A 17,346-nucleotide genomic window follows, 5' to 3' on the forward strand; every position below is an offset into this window, starting at 1 on the left:
CCGGCCGGTTAGATCGACCTCGTGATTTTGCGGGCGACGTCACCAAAATTGATGACGTATCTGTAATGAAATTCCCGCATGCTGGTTACGGACGAAAGCAGGTGCCGCGTTTCTACGGGATCCTGTCACGGATTGAGCGTGGCGGGTTGCGTGGCATTTCATCAGCCATGAGCGTCAGCACAAGTTGGACATCCAAATATGAATAAGATGTTTCTGAGAATCATTGGAATCGCGCTCCCGCTGAAGATGCTTGTTATAGCGTCAGCAATTCTGAGCGGCTGTGCGCTTTCTTATAAGTCACCATACTTTTATTCCGGCCAGGTGACGGTTGAGACAGTGGAAGATTGCAGGCTCGAATCGGTAGTTTACAAATATAGCAGCAGCGATTCGTCATATGACGAAAAGCGCGATGCCGAGAAGGTGCAGGAAGAACAGGCTCGTCGCTACTCGTGGTCTGGCGCCTGCGAAGGCGGATATATCAGCGGTCCGGGCTACCTGAGTTACGACGTGATTTTCCCCAACGATAAGGTTTTTCATATAAAGAAATTTGCGGTCATGAAGCCGCGCAAGCCCATGGTGTTCTTCATGTATATCGGGGAAAAAGGCGCCTCCGGGTATTCGCAGCAATTCATTGGATCCCTCTCCGCCGGGCGTGACCGCTTTGAGAAAAGTTTGACCGAATCCGAATGCGTCGCCATGGAGGACTGCAAGCGTATGCACGACGCCTATTTCGCATTGGTAGGCGTCGAGCAGCAAGCCAAAGTCAATACCAACGCGAGCGATCTTGCGGAAAGAGAGCGGGCGCAGATCGAGAAGCAGGCTGAAGCAGACGCCGCTGCGAAGCAGCGTATTGACGCGATGGAGCGCCAGTTCAAAGAGGAGACTCGTGCCAAGGAGCGGCAATGGCTTGCCGAGAAAGAACAGGCTCGCAGCGCAGACACGTCGTCCGGCACGTTGGCGATGCTCGGCTCCGTGGTCAAAGGTGTGGCTTCGATTAGCGGAAAAAACGCGACACAACTTCAGGCGCTGGGCGCGGCGATGCAAGGCGATACGCAGGGGGCGTCACGCTATATCGCCCAATCGGCCGCGCAATCTGCGCAGTCGCCAGCGGCAAGCTCAGGTGCGTCGGCGTCTTGTCGCAATACGATCAATCAAGCAGAAGCGTGCTGCCGGAAGGAAGGGGGCGTACCCGCCAGATCGGCAAACAACGATGGAACGGAAAGTCTGTATTGCAGAGTAGCTGCGACAGGACCTGGAACGGGAGTCCAATGGGGCTGTCGGTATAGCGGCGGGGTTTTGCAGGGTTCTTGCGCGGTACGGTAGTTGAGAATCGCGACGTACCGATGCATGTGGACCATTCAATCATGCGACATCGGCGTGCTGCGGTATGAAGTCCAGTTTTCGACCACCTTGAAGAAGAGAAAGATGAGAGCGCGTAGCACTCTCGCGTTTGTCGTGCTGCACATGCTGTCGTTATCGGATCGTGCCGCCCACGCCTTCTTCCAGGCGTGACCGACGGCCAAAGCGCAACCAGGACGGGAGCGCTTGTGGCCTGTACGCATGCCCACGTGGGACGCTGATCGCGAAGTCCCGCCAGCACGCTCGGACACGGCCGCGATTTTCCGGGAGTTCCGGTACCAAAGGACAAGCACACCGATAATGCCGGCGAGAGCGAACGCGCCAATCGATGCATGTAAGCGGTCACTGAGCAACGCCGTTTTCGTGGCGGAGCTGAATGGCGGGAGCTAGTCTTAAAAGCTCATGGGGTTGTCTTTTCTGTGCAAGCTATTGTCGATTGAAAATAGAGTAGTAAAGCTAAGATAACGCGCATGCCATCGGGGCTGAAGCTGTCCGAATGGAGACCACATGAAACTGCATGCAGCCGCAGGGGCGATACTGCTCGTTGGTATATTTGCGAGCGGATGCTCGACCGATGGCGAAGTAAGTCGAAAGTGGTCGAGCAATATGCGGGAACTCGGAATTTATCCGATCTTTCCGCCGAGCGCGGACTATCGCGTCGGGGATGTCAGAACGCTTCCGCTTTGTGAGTTCGACGATCGGAAGAGCAAGTATCCAGGCATTGGCCTATTGACCGGCTCGCTCGAGCCGTTTCTTTTGGATACCTCGACGTCGGGTTCGGGGCCGGAACTCAGCCAGCGCCTCACGCAACGCAACGTCAATCACGCCGCGTTGCCGGACTATCCGCAACCCGTTGCAGGCGCGAGCGGCGTCAGTGCAACCTACGTCGCAGCAACGGCGCCCCGAGCAGGTTCAAAGGAGCTTCCACTGGCGCAGGTCGCGTTCCCGGGGTTCGTGAATGTCACTGCGCACGGCGGCGAAATTTCTGCGTTGCTTCCCATCGGCAATTTTCCGTTGCCGATGGGAACCACCTTCTCGAGAAACGCGTCGGCAAACGTCAACATCAGTGTTGCGGATTCCTATTCGATGCCCGCGAGTTCACTTCTCAAGCTGTTCGAGGCCAGGAAAGCCGATATCCTGCTTTCGCAGCTATTTTATGGGAGCGATGCCTACGAGGGGCGGCCGTGCAACGGGAAACTGGTCGTGACGCTTATCAACGAGGTTTTCTACGGAAGAGTGTTCGACGTTACCTTGAATGAGGAGGCTGCGGTGGCGCTCAGCGGTGCGGCCAAGCGTGCGGTGCTTCACTCTGCAGAGCTGCCGATTGCCGCTACGACTGCCACCGCCGCATCCGGGCCGCAGGCAACCAGCGACGCGATTGTCGCCGCGAGGGACGCGGCAGCCTCCGCTGCGTCCGGCATCGCGGCCAATCTGTGGAGCGGAGCCGCAACTTCCATCGCATTGAGGCGCACATATCAGCAACCAATCGCGGTCGGCTACCGTGGGGTACGGCTGATTTACGAGTGGAAGGGAACGGAAGCACGGATCGTCGGTTCGGTCGAATCCAACAGCCGGAATAGCGCACATCCCGCCGGCGCATCGAGCGGCACTCGACCTGCGCCGAAAGAAAATGGCAACGGTCCGGCGAGTGGTGGTGCGCCGTGACGGATCATAGAACCGAGCGAGGCTATCGCGCCGCCGCATCCGCATCGGCTCGAACACGCAAGAGGGGCTTCGCGCTCGATCGACGCGCGGGATGCATCATCGGCTTGGTCGTTTCGATCGCGGCACCGTGGTTTTCCTGCGATGCTGCCCGCGCCGCAGCCCAGGGCGATCAAAGCGCGCCGGCGTTCGGCTATCCGGTGTCCGATGGCAGAACCACAACGCTCGATTTGCCGGAATTGGCGCCCTCCAATCCGGCCACACGGCGTCGGCTTTTTCAAGACCCAAATGGGCCACTGCTCGATCCGGCGAAGCAGTCCGGGATTGACGATCGGTTTTCGGCGCTGATGAAGCGATTGCACGACGATGAGTTGACGCTTCCCGGAACCGATGTGCCGGGCGCATTTTTTGAAAGTGAGGGCACCCGCAGGATAGCGACAGCTCGTGAGTTGGCTGCAAAGGCGGTATCGACGGCGAGGCTGGGCGCGCTATATGACTCACTCGGTTTTCAGGAGGCCGTCTATTTGTTCGGTGGCGACGAGTTGCCGAATTGCAGTGGCGTGCTGGTGGATCGTTCGTGGGTACTGACATCCGCACATTGCCTCGAAAAATGGCAAAACGAATATGAGTTGCTGGTAAGTCTGAGTCAAACCGTTCTGGATCGCCATGCGAGCGCCGGAAAGCAATGGGAAGCGGTGGTCGATCGAGTCGAGATACCGGACGAGTATCGAAATCGACAATCGGATCTTGGCCGGAACTCGACCGAACTCGCAAGATACGACATCGGGCTCGCACATATTGCTCAACCGCTCGATGTCGAGTCTCGCGCTACTTTGAAGGGTCCGGATACATTGCCGCCTGTATTTAAGGCGGCGATCGCGAGCTTCGGCGCCAACAGGGATACGCGGCCAGTCGGAGCGGGCGCATCGCTAGATGTCGGCTGGAGCAACGTGACCGCGAATTCGGATGTACTGAGGTTGGAGCCTGTCGATGCGAACGCGGCTGGCGCGACGTCTACGGGAATTTGTCCCGCCGACTCGGGAAGCCCGGTTTATCTGAACGCGAAGATCGATAACGGTACTCCCGTGTGGTTGCCGCAAGTGGGCGCAATCGGCGCAAAGATCGAACACCGCCGCGTCGTAGGCATCGTCTCCCGTTACGTGCTCGTCGAGGGAGCGTCGATCGACAATGTCTGCGCATTGAAGACTGAAGGTTACGCGACACGCCTTTCCGGTGATCGCCTTCAGTGGATCTGCGCGCGGGTTGCAGCAGCCTGCAAATGAATCGCGACGAATGCTCGGAAATCGCAGGCATACGAGTACGGAAGGATCCGGATTTAGCGCGGCTAACCGGGGCCGCGTAGTCCGCATTGCCCGGATACCGGAGTGGATTGGCACCGCACCGGTTGCCGCGACTTTTTGTCGAACGCGTTGACGGTAAGTCATCGCCGCTCGGTTGGTTGGAGCATTTCTACGTGCTGTCGAAATCGGGGAGATCAGCGATGTTGTGTAAAAAGCATGGATACGCAGTGGCTGGGATGGCTATAGCAATATTGCTCGGGGGCGCAGCCGCTCGCGCGGCTGAGTTGCGCGGAGAAGCGATCTCGGAAGAATATCGTGCGAAGTTTCGTGGTTGCGACGAAACCGATCAGTTCGGCGACGTGAAGTTGCCGATCAAGAAGAACGGCAGGACCATCTGGTACGCGTGCAGGACGGACCCGAGCCGCCTCGAACGTCTGGAAAGGATTGGCGCTACGGGGAATGCGCCTGAAGCGGTTCTATTCGAGGCCAAACTCGCACATGACCTCGACGGCTCGCCAAGAGCATGCACGACACCCGGAAAGACCGATCAATGTGGCACGTCTCTCATGCTCAAGCCTACCCGCGATCAGCCTTGCCCGGCTGCGTTGAAGAAGACGAGCGGCAAATACTGCCTGCCGATCGACGCGTCGAAAATTGCGTACATCGCTGTACCCGGATTTGGGCCCCGCGGCATGGATGGAAAGGCATTCGGGAAAAAGACGAACATCGCGTTGGGCGACCTCGGCGTCGTGATCGCGAACGGAAAGGTGGTGCCCGTCATCGTTGCCGACTACGGTCCGGCGTACAAGATTGGAGAGGGGTCGACCGCGCTGTTGAGCAAACTGTCACAGGGTGGCGACCCCAGGACCATTGATGCGGGTGTGAAGTACATCGTCTTTCCAGGCACTTCAATGGGCAGGAATATGTCAGCCGACACGCTTGCCGATGACATTGCGCAGAAGGGGATGGCACTCTACGAGCGACTCGGCAAATAGCGTATGCGTTTCGACGAGGTCGTCATTGACGCGCATGTTCGATCGCCGAGCGAACGCTGACGACCTCGCCTGCGCCGACGCGGTCACACGTTCGTCCACGTTGACTCCCGTGGCGAACGTGCCGCCACGACACAGTCGATCGCCACGGCGGGTGCGAACGACCCCGTCACCGACGAACTCGCGGAAGCGATCGACTGTATCCGTCGACTGGCTCACTCGACGACATACAGGCAATGCGCAAGACAGCTATACGCAGGTGTGGAGATTTGCGCTCCAACGGAAATCGACGGTGCATGCGAGCTTGTCGAATGGTGCCTGGAGAACACCATAAACAGTAATTCCTGGGGCACTCGTCACCATTCGACACAGCTCCAAATTCATCCGCAATTTCAATTCCGGTATCTTGCTGCAATTTTTTCTTGAAGGTCAGTTACTCGACACTTCGATCTGCAAAAAGTCGCTTAAACTACGGTAGGCCCTGGTGAATGTGCCCGATTTAGGCGCGGGATTTGCATTCTCGCCGATTGAGTCGAGGGCCTTATCCGTAATGTCGGAGATCATTCCGAAAACGCGGTCTGATTCCTGCAGATTACGTGTCAGGTATGCGGTCAAGCGTATTTTTCGAATCTTGCCGTCTGATCCGATGATTCTGAACTCGCTGAAGTACTCCAGCCTGGAGACCGAAGGCCCTTGGGTGATCGACGTTACGCAAACCGTTTGCTGTATGTCTTCGGGGTGAACAAGCGCGCCGAGGTCACCAATTGATCGGGAGTCGTCCGTGGGGTTGAGAGACAGGATTTTGTGGCAATGGTCGTCAAGGGTGATCTGCTTTGTTTGAACATCGCATTCAAAAAAACCAATATCGCCAAACCGCGCCACAATATCCAGCCGATCTCGAAGTTGATGATTTTCATTTCGCGATTCGAGTTCCCCGGTCACTTCCCGTGAAATACAGAGAATCGTTGTTACCTGGCCGGCAGGACCGATTACAGGGGTCAACATATTATCCCAGTGCTGGACCCGACCATTGGAATCTACGCTGCGTCCCGGGAATCGGCCGGACTTCCCATCCTTTGCCAGACTCAATGCAACCCTGCCGGCAGGTTGAATATCCGCAGGCAACAAATCTAACCAGGGCATGCCAAAAGCAGAATTTTCCGGAATACCCAGTGCCTGGCAGCCAGCCTTGTTCATATGCAGCAACATGCCATCGGTCGCGACCAGCTTGATGCAGTCGACGCTGATGTCCAGCATGTCGCTCTGAATGGATGCTCGTCTCTCCAGGGAAATCTCCCGGGTCTTTAATTCATCGATATCGAAGAAAATGCACAGCCACTCCAGGTTTTTAGTCGGCTGAAGGGTTGCGATATACCAGCGTTTGCTGTCGATGTCGCTGCCGTTCAATCTGCATTCGAACGAAATGCAAGTTCCCTTCACCAGCGCTGCGCAGAAATTGGAGACTGCGCGATATCTGTCCGAAGGATTGATTAACTCGGCCCAGGGGTTGTATTTTTTGCGGATCGATGGACGGATTTATCAATTTCCGCCATGGATCATTCAGCGAAACAACATAGCCTCGGCCATCGATAATGCATGCCGGCAGGCAGATCGTGGACAAAACCACCTTCGGGTCGGAAACGGGTTTGTCTTTGGGTTTGTTGTTTTCTATGTTTTTGATGTCACTTATCGTATCTGCAATCATGGGTGTCTTCTCCATTTGATGCTCGATCGTGAAAATTTTATCGATGGATGTCGGAAAATACGAGGTATTGCCTTCGTTGTGCACCGGTCCGACTTGTGGGATGGAGAAACACTTCGTATTCGCATTCTGAGGTTAGAGCGCGGGTGATCGTTCTTTTGAGAAGCAGATTAAATAATCCTGATCGACTTGACTGTAAATAAATTGAAGGGGTTGCCTGAATTGTTAATACATTCAGGCTATTTGGGTGGAATGTCAAGTGGCGCGCAGTAATTTGCGTTTATATCGAACGTGTCTTTATCACGAGTCCGTATAATAATCAGACAAATGCCGTGATTGACGAACTATTGATGACTTGTGGTTGATAATAGGCGCGAGAATAAAGCCCCGGTTGATATTTTCTATGCGGGTGCCGGAGGGGGGCGTGTTGGTTATTGCGCCTCTGGCCGTCAGTAACGGATGGGCAAGCTATAGCCCCGCGCATTGCAGGCGGACATGTGCTCAATTTACCGGCACCGTCCTCGGCACGATCTCGGTGCCATTGCTGAACTGCTTGCCGCGGGCATGCCGGCGAGCTCATATCCGTCTCTCGGTTTTGCGTTCGCCAGATGCTGCGAACTGTGACCGGTTATGGGGCTGCAGAGCGCACCGCTGTCAACGAAAGCAGTGCGATCGGCAACAGGTATGGGGCCGGATATTCGCTATCCGGTCTTCGACGAGGGGCGAGGCGCCGCTCGACACGTCCTCACCGCCCCTCTCACATGCCCGGCCTCCCGTCCGTGACATTCGCCGAGAACACCGGCCGGGCCGGCACCTCACTCGTCGTCGTCGTTCCCTGGACGCGTCGCTTCATCCAACTGCTTCATGTTCTCGAGCAGTTTCAGCAGGTAATGCAGCGCATGCGTGACGTCGTCGGTCGAAAAGTCCTGCAGGACATGCTCGTAATAGTCGTGAATCTTCGGCGTCACCTGATGCAGCCACAGCTCGCGACCGGACGGCGTCATCGTGATGAGTCGCGAGCGCCGGTCCTGGCTGCTGGCGACGGCGACCACGTGCCCGTCACGTTCCATGCGGCTGATTAATCCAGACAAATTCTGTCGGCTCACCATCAGGTAGCGGGCCAGGTCGCCCACGCTCATCCCCTGTTCGACCTGCGATCGGGACAGCGCGCCCAGGACTGCCCACTGCTGTGTCGTCAGTCCCTCGGCTTCGACCGCCCGTGTCCCTGTTTTATGCAACATATTTGCGCATTGATAGAGGCGAAAGAATAGCCGGTTCGCGAGCTCCATTCGTGCGTATTTGCCTGTATTTTCCGCTTTTACCAAGGGATTCTCCTAGTGTCGTCGTTCTTGTTTCCGAAGCGGTGCCCGCCTAGTATACGTCAATACATTGACATATATGGGTCCCTGAAACGGTGCGGGAAAAAGGGCAATGGTAACGCTTGCAACTGATGGAGACGATTGTGCAAAGACTCGAAGGCAAGACGGTCATCGTGACCGGTGGCGGCGGCGGTATCGGTGGTGCAACGTGTCGTCGCTTCGCGGCAGAAGGCGCGCGGGTGGCCGTGCTGGATCTATCGATCGAGGCGGCCGGAAAAGTGGCGGACGAGATTCAGGCGGCGGGCGGCATCGCCCGCGCCATCCGCTGCGACATTACTGACCGCAATGACGTCGACGGGGCGGTGGCCGCAACCGAGGCAGAACTCGGTCCTGTCGACGTACTGGTCAACAACGCCGGCTGGGACGTATTCAAACCGTTCACGAAGACGGCGCCGGCCGAATGGGCGCGCCTGATCGCGATCAACCTGACGGGCGCGCTTCACATGCACCACGCGGTGCTGCCGGGCATGGCGCAGCGCAAGGGTGGCCGAATCATCAACATCGCATCCGATGCCGCGCGTGTCGGCTCGTCCGGCGAGGCGGTGTACGCGGCATGCAAAGGCGGACTGGTGTCGTTTTCCAAGACGATCGCACGCGAGCATGCGCGTCATGGAATCACGGTGAACGTCGTCTGCCCGGGCCCGACCGACACGGCGCTGTTTGCCGAATACAAGGAAGGGGCGGGCAATCCGGAAAAACTGATGGAGGCGTTCCAGCGCTCGATTCCGCTCGGGCGGATCGGCCAGCCCGATGATCTGCCGGGCGCGATTCTCTTCTTCGCCAGCGGCGACGCCGGCTTCATCACGGGGCAGGTATTGAGCGTGTCCGGTGGCCTGACCATGGCGGGCTGATCCCGCTTTCTGCAAGGAATCAATCATGAACTACGAAGACATTCTGTTCGAAGTACGAAACGGCGCGGCATGGATCACGATCAACCGGCCCGACAAGATGAACGCATTTCGCGGGCGCACCTGCGACGAGTTGATCCATGCGATCAACAAGGCCGGCTACTCGCGCGAGATCGGCGTGATCGTGCTCGCGGGCGCGGGCGACAAGGCGTTCTGCACCGGCGGTGACCAGTCGGCCCACGAAGGGCAGTACGACGGTCGCGGAACGATCGGCCTGCCGATGGAGGAGCTGCACAACGCGATCCGTGACGTACCGAAACCGGTGATCGCTCGTGTCCAGGGCTACGCGGTCGGCGGCGGCAACGTGCTGTGCACGATCTGCGATTTCACGATCGCGTCGGAGAAGGCGATTTTCGCGCAGGCGGGGCCGAAGGTCGGGTCGGTCGACCCGGGCTACGGCACGGCGTTCCTGGCGCGCGTGGTCGGCGAGAAGAAGGCGCGCGAGATCTGGTACCTGTGCCGTCGCTACCCGGCATCGGAGGCGCTCGCGATGGGCCTCGTGAATGCGGTCGTGCCGCACGACCAGCTCGACGCGGAAGTGCAGAAGTGGTGCGACGAGATCATGGAGAAGAGCCCGACCGCGCTCGCGATCGCGAAGCGCTCGTTCAACATGGACACGGCACACCAGGCCGGCATCGCCGGGATGGGCATGTATGCGCTGAAGCTCTACTACGATACCGAAGAGTCGCGCGAAGGCGTCAAGGCCTTCCAGGAGAAGCGCAAGCCCGAGTTCCGCAAGTACGCGAAATAACCGCACAGCCCTGACAGCGCAGCCCGCGCCGGCACGTTGCGGCGTGCGCGGGCTCGCCCGATCACCGGAGACGACATGAATCCCTATCTCGATGAAGACCTCGTTGCGCTCGGCGAACATGCGCGACGTTTTGCTGAAGGGCGCATCGCCCCAGGCTTTCTGGAGCGCGACCGCTCCCGCGTGCTCGATCGCGAGCTGATGCTCGAGATGGGGCAGATGGGGTTCATCGCACCGGAATTGCCCGAGCAGTACGGCGGCCAGGGGCTCGGTTGCATTGCGGCGGGCGTCATCCACGAGGAGATCGCGCGGGCCGATCTGAGCCTGTCGTACATCAACCTCCTGGCGTCGCTGAACGGACAGATTCTCGCGCAGCACGCCGCGCCGGAAGTCGCCAGGCCGTGGCTGGAACGATTGACCCAGGGCAACGCGCTGCTTGCGATCGCATTGACGGAGCCGCGCGGCGGCTCGGATGCCGCGAACCTGCGTCTGCGCATGGAGCGGGTCGGCGACCACTACGTGCTGAACGGCGAAAAGACCTCGATCTCGGCTGCCGATCAGGCGGACGCGGCCGTGGTGTTCGCCCGCACGGGCACGGTCGAGGCCGGCGCGCGCGGGGTTTCCGCGATGCTGGTGCCGATGGACCTGCCGGGGATCACGCGTAGCCGCTTCGATTGCCACGGTCAGCGCGCGATCGGCCGCGGGTCGATCTTCTTCGAGAACGTGCGGGTGCCCGCCGATCACCTGCTGGGCGAAGAAGGAAAAGGTTTCGTGCAGGTGATGCAGGGCTTCGATTTCTCGCGCGCGCTGATCGGCTTGCAGGTGCTGGCCGTCGCCAAGGTCAGCCTCGAGGAGACGTGGGAATACGTCGCGCAGCGCGAAGCGTTCGGCAAGCCGCTCGCGGCATTTCAGGGGGTGTCCCATCCGCTGGCCGATTTCGAGACCCAGGTGGCGGCCGCACGCCTGCTCTGCCTGCAGACGCTCTGGCTGAAGGACCGACACCTGCCGCATACGGCCGAGGCGGCGATGTGCAAGTGGTGGGGGCCGAAGTTGGCCTATGACGTGGTGCACCAGTGTCTTCTGTCGTTCGGCCATGGCGGTTACGACCGCGGGCCGATGGAACAGCGCCTGCGCGATGTGCTGGGTTTCCAGATCGGCGACGGCACGGCCCAGATCATGAAGACGATCATCGCCCGCACGCGGGCCGGACGCGATGCCGTGCCGGCATAAGCACGGTATCGACGCACCAGACAATTTCGGAGACACGACATGGAGTTCGACGCCGTTCTGATCCCCCCGCGACGATCGACGAGTATCGCCCGCGGATGGTGGCGGGACCGGACCATCAACGACGCGCTTGACGCATGTGTCGCCGCGTGCCCGGACAAGATCGCGCTCATCGCGACTTCCGTCGAGGACGGCGCGACGACCCGCTTCACCTACCGCGAAATGGCGACGCTGGCGGACCGGATTGCGGTCGGGCTCACGCGCCTCGGCGTCGGCCGTAACGATGTCGTGTCCGTGCAGCTGCCGAACTGGTGGCAGTTCACGCTGACGTATCTGGCCTGTTCGCGCATCGGTGCGGTCATGAATCCGTTGATGCACATCTTCCGCGAGCGTGAGCTGTCGTTCATGCTGAACCACAGCTGCAGCAAGGTCATGATCGTGCCGAAGCGGTTTCGCGGCTTCGATTTCGAACGGATGATGCTTGGCCTGAAAGGCGATCTGCCGCACCTGCAGCACGTGGTGGTGGCGGGCGGCGAGACCGACGGGCAGCCGGGCGCGAACAGCTTCGAAGCCTTGCTCTCCGGTCCCCGGTGGGAGCAGGAGTCCGACGCCGGAACGATCCTGGGCCGCCATCGGCCCGGGGCCGACGACGTCACGCAGTTGCTCTATACGTCCGGCACGACGGGCGAGCCGAAGGGCGTCATGCATACGGCGAACACGTTGCTGTCCAATATCGTTCCGTATGCCGAAGCGATGCGACTCGGTGGCAGCGACGTCGTGATGATGGCTTCGCCAATGGCACATCAAACGGGCTTCATGTACGGGCTGATGATGCCGATCGTGTTGCATGCGACGGCTGTCCTGCAGGACGTATGGCAACCGAAGACGGCGCTCGAAGTCATTCGCGCCGAGCGTGCGACCTTCATGATGGCATCGACGGTATTCCTGACCGACCTCGCCAATACGGCGAACGAGACCGGCGAAACGGTGCCGACGCTGCGCACGTTCCTGTGTGCCGGTGCGCCGATCCCGGGCCCGTTGGTCGAACGCGCGCGCAAGGCGCTCGACGTGAAGATCGTGTCGGCCTGGGGGATGACCGAGACGGGGGCCATCACGCTGACCGGGCTCGACGACGAAGACGAACGGTCGATATCGACCGATGGCCGTCCGCTGCCGGGCGTAGAAGTGCGGATCGTCGACGAGAACGATGTGCAACTGCCTGCCGATACGGTAGGTCGACTCATGGCGCGCTCCTGTTCGAATTTCGCCGGCTATCTGCGCCGCCCGGAACTCAATGCAACCGACGCCGATGGCTGGTTCGAGACGGGCGATCTCGCGCACGTCGACGCCCGCGGCTACATCCGCATCGACGGGCGCAGCAAGGACGTGATCATCCGCGGTGGCGAGAACATTCCGGTGGTCGAAATCGAGGCGCTGCTGTACCGCCATCCGGCGATTGCGGCGGCGGCGATCGTGGCCTATCCGGACGAACGTCTCGGCGAGCGGGCCTGCGCCGTGGTCGTGCCGCGGGAAGGCGAGTACGTCGACCTGCCGGGCATCGTCGATTTCCTGAAATCGCACAAGGTCGCGATGCACTACATCCCCGAGCGCTTGCTGGTGCTGGACGCGATGCCCGTCACGCCGGCCGGAAAGATCCAGAAATTCAGGCTGCGCGACGCGCTGCGGGAAGCCGGGACATCGAACTGACGCGGTGTCGCGCACGGCACCGATCGCAACGGAACAGGATACGTAAGCCATGGAAGACCAACTGGTTGTGACCGAAACCGTCAGGCGGGTCGGCATCATCTCGCTGAACCGGCCGAGGCAGATGAATGCACTGAACGATGCTCTGATGGATGCGCTGGGCGACGCGTTGCTGCTTTTCGACGGCGACGACGACATCGGCGCAATCGTCGTGACAGGTAACGCACAGGCTTTCGCCGCGGGCGCCGACATTGCCGCGATGGCGGACTGGGACTACATGGATGTGTACCGCGGCGATTTCATTACCCGCAATTGGGAGACCATCCGCCGGGTGCGCAAGCCGGTCATCGCATCCGTGGCCGGCGTGGCGCTCGGTGGCGGCTGCGAGTTGGCACTGGCATGCGACATCGTGATCGCGGCCGACGATGCCAGGTTCGGCTTGCCGGAAATCAGGTTGGCACTCCTGCCGGGCGCGGGCGGCACGCAGCGCCTGCCGCGTGCGATCGGCAAGGCCAAGGCGATGGACATGTGCCTGAGCGGACGCCTGATGAGCGCGGCCGAAGCGGAGCGCAGCGGCCTCGTGTCGCGCATCGTCGCGGCCGATGCGTTGCGAGACGAAAGCATCGCGCTTGCGACGACGATTGCCGGCTACTCGTCGCCGGCGTTGATGGCGATCAAGGAGTCGATCAACCGCGCGTACGAAAGTGCGTTGTCGGAAGGCGTGCTGTTCGAGCGCCGGCAATTGCATGCGCGATTCGCCAGTCAGGATGCCCGGGAAGGGATGAGGGCATTTCTCGACAAGCGCAAACCGGTCTTCGGGCATCGCTGAACCGAAATCGGCGAGAACGATATACAGGAGAACTTAAATGGCGCTCGATAAAGAGTCGTTCGATTTGCTGCTGGCATCGGTCCAGCGCTTCATTGCCGAACGGCTGGTGCCGGCGGAGGATCTCGTCGAAGCGCTCGACGACGTGCCGGTCGATATCGTCGAAGACATGAAGCGGATGGGGCTGTTCGGTCTGTCGATTCCGGAGGAATACTGCGGCATCGGCCTGTCGATGGCGCAGGAATGCGCGGTGGCTTACGAGTTGGGTCAGACCGCACTGGCGTTCCGCTCGGTGTTCGGCACCAACGTCGGGATCGGCTCGCAAGGGATCCTGATGGACGGTACCGAAGCACAACGGCGCGAGATTCTGCCGCGTGTCGCGAGCGGGGAATTGATCATGTCGTTTGCATTGACGGAACCTGATGCCGGCTCGGACGCAGCGGCGCTCCGGACCCGCGCCGAATTCGACAAGGACGGCGACTGCTACGTCCTCAATGGTTCCAAGCGCTTCATCACCAACGCGCCACGCGCCGGCGCCTTCACGTTGATGGCGCGCACCGGTGACGAAGGGGCGAATGGTATCTCGGCGTTCGTCGTGCCGTCGGACCTGGCCGGCATCAGCCTGGGCAAGCCGGACCGGAAAATGGGGCAGCGCGGGACCAAGACCTGCGACGTCATTCTGGAGGACGTACGGGTGCCGGCCGGCAACATCATCGGCGGTACGCCGGGCATGGGCTTCAAGACGGCGATGAAGGTGCTCGACCGCGGGCGTCTGCATCTGTCGGCACTCGCGTGTGGCGTCGCGCAGCGGGTGCTGAACGAGTCCGTCGGGTATGCGCGCGATCGCAGGCAGTTCGGACAGCGCATCGGCGATTTCCAGCTGATTCAGGCGATGCTGGCCGACAGTCAGGCCGAACTGTATGCGGGCTGGTCGATGGTGCAGGACTGTGCGCAACGCTACGACCTGAAACCGTCGGGTCAGAGCGATCCGGACGTCAGCATGCGCGCGTCGTGCGCGAAGCTGTTTTGCAGCGAGATGGTGGGCCGCGTGGCGGATCGTGGCGTTCAGATTCACGGCGGTGCCGGCTATATCGCCGAATACAAGGTCGAGCGCCTGTACCGCGACGTGCGTTTGCTGCGTCTGTATGAAGGCACGACACAGATCCAGCAGCTCATCATCGGTCGTGCACTGATGCGTGCCGACTGACGATTCCCTTCCTGTTCCGCAAGTCGATTGGAAAATCATCATGAATTCAGCCACCCAGCATCCTGCGTTTCAGTGGAGTGATCCGTTGTTGCTCGATCAGCAGCTCGACGAAGACGAGCGGCAGGTACGCGATGCCGCGCGGGCGTATTGTCAGGAGCAGCTTGCGCCGCGCGTATTGCACGCGTTTCGCCACGAGCAGACCGATCCGGCGATTTTTCGGGAAATGGGCGCGCTCGGCTTGCTGGGTTCGACGATCCCCGAGACCTATGGCGGCGCGGGCCTGAACTACGTCTGCTATGGCCTGGTGGCACGCGAAGTCGAAATGGTCGACTCCGGCTACCGGTCGATGATGAGCGTGCAGAGCTCGCTCGTGATGGTGCCGATCCACGCATTCGGCAACGAAGCGACGAAGCAGAAATATCTGCCCGGGCTCGCACGCGGCAAGTTGATCGGTTGCTTCGGCCTGACGGAGCCAAACCACGGTTCGGATCCGGGCGGCATGATCACGCGCGCGAAGAAGGTGGCAGGCGGCTATTCGCTGACGGGCGCGAAGATGTGGATCACCAACAGCCCCATCGCAGACGTATTCGTCGTGTGGGCCAAGGATGACGAAGGCCTGATTCGCGGCTTCGTGCTGGAAAAAGGCTGGAAGGGGCTGTCGGCGCCGGCCATTCACGGCAAGGTCGGGTTGCGCGCGAGCGTGACCGGCGAGATCGTGATGGACGAGGTGTTCTGCCCGGAAGAAAACGCGTTCCCGGATGTCAGGGGCCTGAAGGGGCCGTTCACCTGTCTGAATTCCGCGCGCTACGGGATCGCATGGGGCGCGCTGGGCGCCGCCGAAGACTGCTTCCAGCGCGCACGCCAGTACGTGATGGATCGTATTCAGTTCGGCAAGCCACTGGCGGCGAACCAGCTGGTCCAGAAGAAGCTGGCCGACATGATGTCCGAGATCGCGCTCGGTCTGCAGGGCTGTCTTCGTCTGGGCCGTATGAAGGACGAAGGTCCGGCGGCCGTCGAGATCACGTCGATCATGAAGCGCAACAACTGCGGCAAGGCGCTGGATATCGCCCGCACGGCGCGCGACATGCTCGGCGGCAACGGCATCAGCGACGAGTTCGGCATCGCGCGTCATCTCGTGAACCTCGAGGTCGTGAACACCTACGAAGGGACCCATGACGTGCACGCACTCATTCTCGGCCGCGCGATCACCGGCATTGCCGCGTTCTGAGCGGGCTGGCGCGACCGCTGCATCATCCACAGGGGACAACACGTGAAGGCAGCGTTCATCACCGGGCATGGCGGCAACGAGGTGGTCGAGGTCGGCGAGCGGCCACGGCCGGCGCGAAGTGCCGGCAACGTGCTGATCAGCCTGAAGGCCGCGACGCTCAATCGGGTCGATCTGTACATGCGCGACAGCGGCGCGGGGATTACGCATCGTCTCCCGCAAATCATGGGCATCGATGGCGCCGGGACGATCGAGGCGGTCGACGAGTCGGAAACCCGGCTGTCGCCGGGGCAGCACGTCGTCGTGCATCCCGGTATCGGGTGCGGGCGCTGTGAATATTGCCTGCGCGGGGAGTCGGTGTTGTGCATGTCGATCCAGTATCTCGGCGAACACCGCGACGGCACGCTGGCCCAATACGTCAGCGTGCCGGCGACGAACGTGTTTCCGATGCCTGCGGCGCTGGATTTCGCAGAAGCGGCGGCGTTGGGTGTCGGTCACCTGACGGCGTGGCGGATGCTTTTCACGAAAGCGGCGCTCAAGCCATGGGAAACGGTGCTGATCTTCGGGGTCGGCGGCGGCGTGTCGCTGGTGACGCTGCAACTGGCGAAGCTGGCTGGTAGCCGCGCGATCGTCACGTCGCGCGACGATACGAAGCTGCAGCGTGCGGTGTCGATGGGCGCCGACCATGCGATCAACGGCGCGACGCAGGACGTCGTCAAGACGGTCATGGCGCTGACGGATGGCCGCGGCGTGGATGTCGTGATCGAGAACGTCGGCGCGTCGGTGTGGGCGAGCGCGTTGAAGTCCGTCGCGCGAGGTGGCCGGATCGTGACGTGCGGCGCGACGACTGGCGATCAGCCGCCAGCGGATCTGCGCCGGATCTTCATCCGGCAGTTGCAGATATTCGGTTCGACGTTGGGCACGCTCGATGAATATCGCGATTTGCTCGCGCTGACGGCGCGCGGCGGATTACGCCCGGTGATCGATTCGCGCTATCCGCTGGACGACGTGCACGCGGCGCTCGACCGGCTTGCATCCGGTGCGCAGTTCGGCAAGGTCGCGATCGAGATCGACGCATGACGGCGAACCGGTCGACATTCCATTCA

16 protein-coding genes are annotated in these 17,346 nt (G+C 60.7%); 13 read left to right on the plus strand and 3 right to left on the minus strand.

The genetic code is table 11. The features are described 5' to 3' along the window. Positions 1-198 precede the first annotated feature (198 nt). From BX604_RS29905 to BX604_RS29920, 5 genes are all read left to right on the plus strand, one after another. Positions 199-1,323: a hypothetical protein gene (locus BX604_RS29905; RefSeq protein ID WP_098554439.1), complete on the plus strand. Its 1,125-nt coding sequence runs from the start codon at positions 199-201 to the stop codon at positions 1,321-1,323. 24 nt (positions 1,324-1,347) lie between these two features. Further along, complete coding sequence (locus BX604_RS39165; RefSeq protein ID WP_175801704.1) at positions 1,348-1,512, plus strand: hypothetical protein; 165 nt, start codon at positions 1,348-1,350, stop codon at positions 1,510-1,512. Positions 1,513-1,866: 354 nt separating this feature from the next. Continuing rightward, positions 1,867-3,024: a hypothetical protein gene (locus BX604_RS29910; protein WP_143748146.1), complete on the plus strand. Its 1,158-nt coding sequence runs from the start codon at positions 1,867-1,869 to the stop codon at positions 3,022-3,024. A gap of 104 nt (positions 3,025-3,128) precedes the next feature. Next, positions 3,129-4,304, plus strand: coding sequence for a trypsin-like serine protease (locus tag BX604_RS29915; RefSeq protein WP_143748147.1), 1,176 nt, complete (start codon positions 3,129-3,131; stop codon positions 4,302-4,304). Positions 4,305-4,495: 191 nt separating this feature from the next. Then, on the plus strand, positions 4,496-5,317 hold the full coding sequence (locus BX604_RS29920) for a glycoside hydrolase family 75 protein (protein ID WP_175801701.1): 822 nt from the start codon (positions 4,496-4,498) through the stop codon (positions 5,315-5,317). A gap of 426 nt (positions 5,318-5,743) precedes the next feature. On the opposite strand, the gene BX604_RS29925 is transcribed toward BX604_RS29920, so the two are convergent. From BX604_RS29925 to BX604_RS29930, 3 genes are all read right to left on the minus strand, one after another. After that, positions 5,744-6,721: a PAS domain-containing protein gene (locus tag BX604_RS29925; protein WP_098554443.1), complete on the minus strand. Its 978-nt coding sequence runs from the start codon at positions 6,719-6,721 to the stop codon at positions 5,744-5,746. Beyond that, positions 6,663-7,034, minus strand: a complete 372-nt coding sequence (locus BX604_RS39170) for a hypothetical protein (RefSeq protein ID WP_179894914.1) — start codon at positions 7,032-7,034, stop codon at positions 6,663-6,665. The genes BX604_RS29925 and BX604_RS39170 overlap by 59 nt, the downstream gene beginning before the upstream one ends. 797 nt (positions 7,035-7,831) lie before the next feature. Continuing rightward, complete coding sequence (locus BX604_RS29930) at positions 7,832-8,305, minus strand: MarR family winged helix-turn-helix transcriptional regulator (protein WP_098554444.1); 474 nt, start codon at positions 8,303-8,305, stop codon at positions 7,832-7,834. A gap of 173 nt (positions 8,306-8,478) precedes the next feature. Between BX604_RS29930 and badH the strand changes: the two genes are divergently transcribed. From badH to BX604_RS29970, 8 genes are all read left to right on the plus strand, one after another. Continuing rightward, a complete protein-coding gene (gene badH / locus BX604_RS29935; RefSeq protein WP_098555097.1) occupies positions 8,479-9,246 on the plus strand; it encodes a 2-hydroxycyclohexanecarboxyl-CoA dehydrogenase in 768 nt (255 codons plus the stop codon). Between the two features lie 25 nt (positions 9,247-9,271). Further along, positions 9,272-10,054 carry a 2-ketocyclohexanecarboxyl-CoA hydrolase gene (badI, locus tag BX604_RS29940; protein ID WP_098554445.1) on the plus strand — a complete coding sequence of 261 codons (783 nt, stop codon included), beginning with the start codon at positions 9,272-9,274 and terminating at the stop codon, positions 10,052-10,054. A gap of 75 nt (positions 10,055-10,129) precedes the next feature. After that, positions 10,130-11,281: a cyclohexanecarboxyl-CoA dehydrogenase gene (gene aliB / locus BX604_RS29945; RefSeq protein ID WP_098554446.1), complete on the plus strand. Its 1,152-nt coding sequence runs from the start codon at positions 10,130-10,132 to the stop codon at positions 11,279-11,281. Between the two features lie 39 nt (positions 11,282-11,320). Further along, positions 11,321-12,985 carry a cyclohexanecarboxylate-CoA ligase gene (gene aliA, locus BX604_RS29950; protein WP_098554447.1) on the plus strand — a complete coding sequence of 555 codons (1,665 nt, stop codon included), beginning with the start codon at positions 11,321-11,323 and terminating at the stop codon, positions 12,983-12,985. Between the two features lie 49 nt (positions 12,986-13,034). Beyond that, entirely contained in the window at positions 13,035-13,811 is a 777-nt protein-coding gene (locus BX604_RS29955; protein ID WP_098554448.1) for an enoyl-CoA hydratase, read from the plus strand. Between the two features lie 37 nt (positions 13,812-13,848). Continuing rightward, complete coding sequence (locus BX604_RS29960) at positions 13,849-15,015, plus strand: acyl-CoA dehydrogenase family protein (protein WP_098554449.1); 1,167 nt, start codon at positions 13,849-13,851, stop codon at positions 15,013-15,015. 40 nt (positions 15,016-15,055) lie between these two features. Beyond that, on the plus strand, positions 15,056-16,243 hold the full coding sequence (locus tag BX604_RS29965) for an acyl-CoA dehydrogenase (RefSeq protein ID WP_098554450.1): 1,188 nt from the start codon (positions 15,056-15,058) through the stop codon (positions 16,241-16,243). 42 nt (positions 16,244-16,285) lie between these two features. Continuing rightward, complete coding sequence (locus BX604_RS29970; protein ID WP_098554451.1) at positions 16,286-17,320, plus strand: zinc-binding dehydrogenase; 1,035 nt, start codon at positions 16,286-16,288, stop codon at positions 17,318-17,320. Positions 17,321-17,346: the final 26 nt, after the last annotated feature.

The sequence above is a fragment of the Burkholderia sp. JKS000303 genome (genome assembly GCF_002563755.1).
In the GTDB taxonomy this organism is placed as follows: domain Bacteria; phylum Pseudomonadota; class Gammaproteobacteria; order Burkholderiales; family Burkholderiaceae; genus Burkholderia; species Burkholderia anthina_B.

Coding starts and splice junctions, on each gene's coding strand:
- BX604_RS29955 (WP_098554448.1), top strand. CDS start 13,035: ATGGAAGACCAACTGGTTGTGACCGAAACCGTCAGGCGGGTCGGCATC.
- BX604_RS39165 (WP_175801704.1), top strand. CDS start 1,348: ATGTGGACCATTCAATCATGCGACATCGGCGTGCTGCGGTATGAAGTC.
- BX604_RS39170 (WP_179894914.1), bottom strand. CDS start 7,034: ATGGAGAAGACACCCATGATTGCAGATACGATAAGTGACATCAAAAAC.
- BX604_RS29930 (WP_098554444.1), bottom strand. CDS start 8,305: ATGGAGCTCGCGAACCGGCTATTCTTTCGCCTCTATCAATGCGCAAAT.
- aliB (WP_098554446.1), top strand. CDS start 10,130: ATGAATCCCTATCTCGATGAAGACCTCGTTGCGCTCGGCGAACATGCG.
- BX604_RS29910 (WP_143748146.1), top strand. CDS start 1,867: ATGAAACTGCATGCAGCCGCAGGGGCGATACTGCTCGTTGGTATATTT.
- BX604_RS29960 (WP_098554449.1), top strand. CDS start 13,849: ATGGCGCTCGATAAAGAGTCGTTCGATTTGCTGCTGGCATCGGTCCAG.
- BX604_RS29965 (WP_098554450.1), top strand. CDS start 15,056: ATGAATTCAGCCACCCAGCATCCTGCGTTTCAGTGGAGTGATCCGTTG.
- BX604_RS29905 (WP_098554439.1), top strand. CDS start 199: ATGAATAAGATGTTTCTGAGAATCATTGGAATCGCGCTCCCGCTGAAG.
- badI (WP_098554445.1), top strand. CDS start 9,272: ATGAACTACGAAGACATTCTGTTCGAAGTACGAAACGGCGCGGCATGG.
- aliA (WP_098554447.1), top strand. CDS start 11,321: ATGGAGTTCGACGCCGTTCTGATCCCCCCGCGACGATCGACGAGTATC.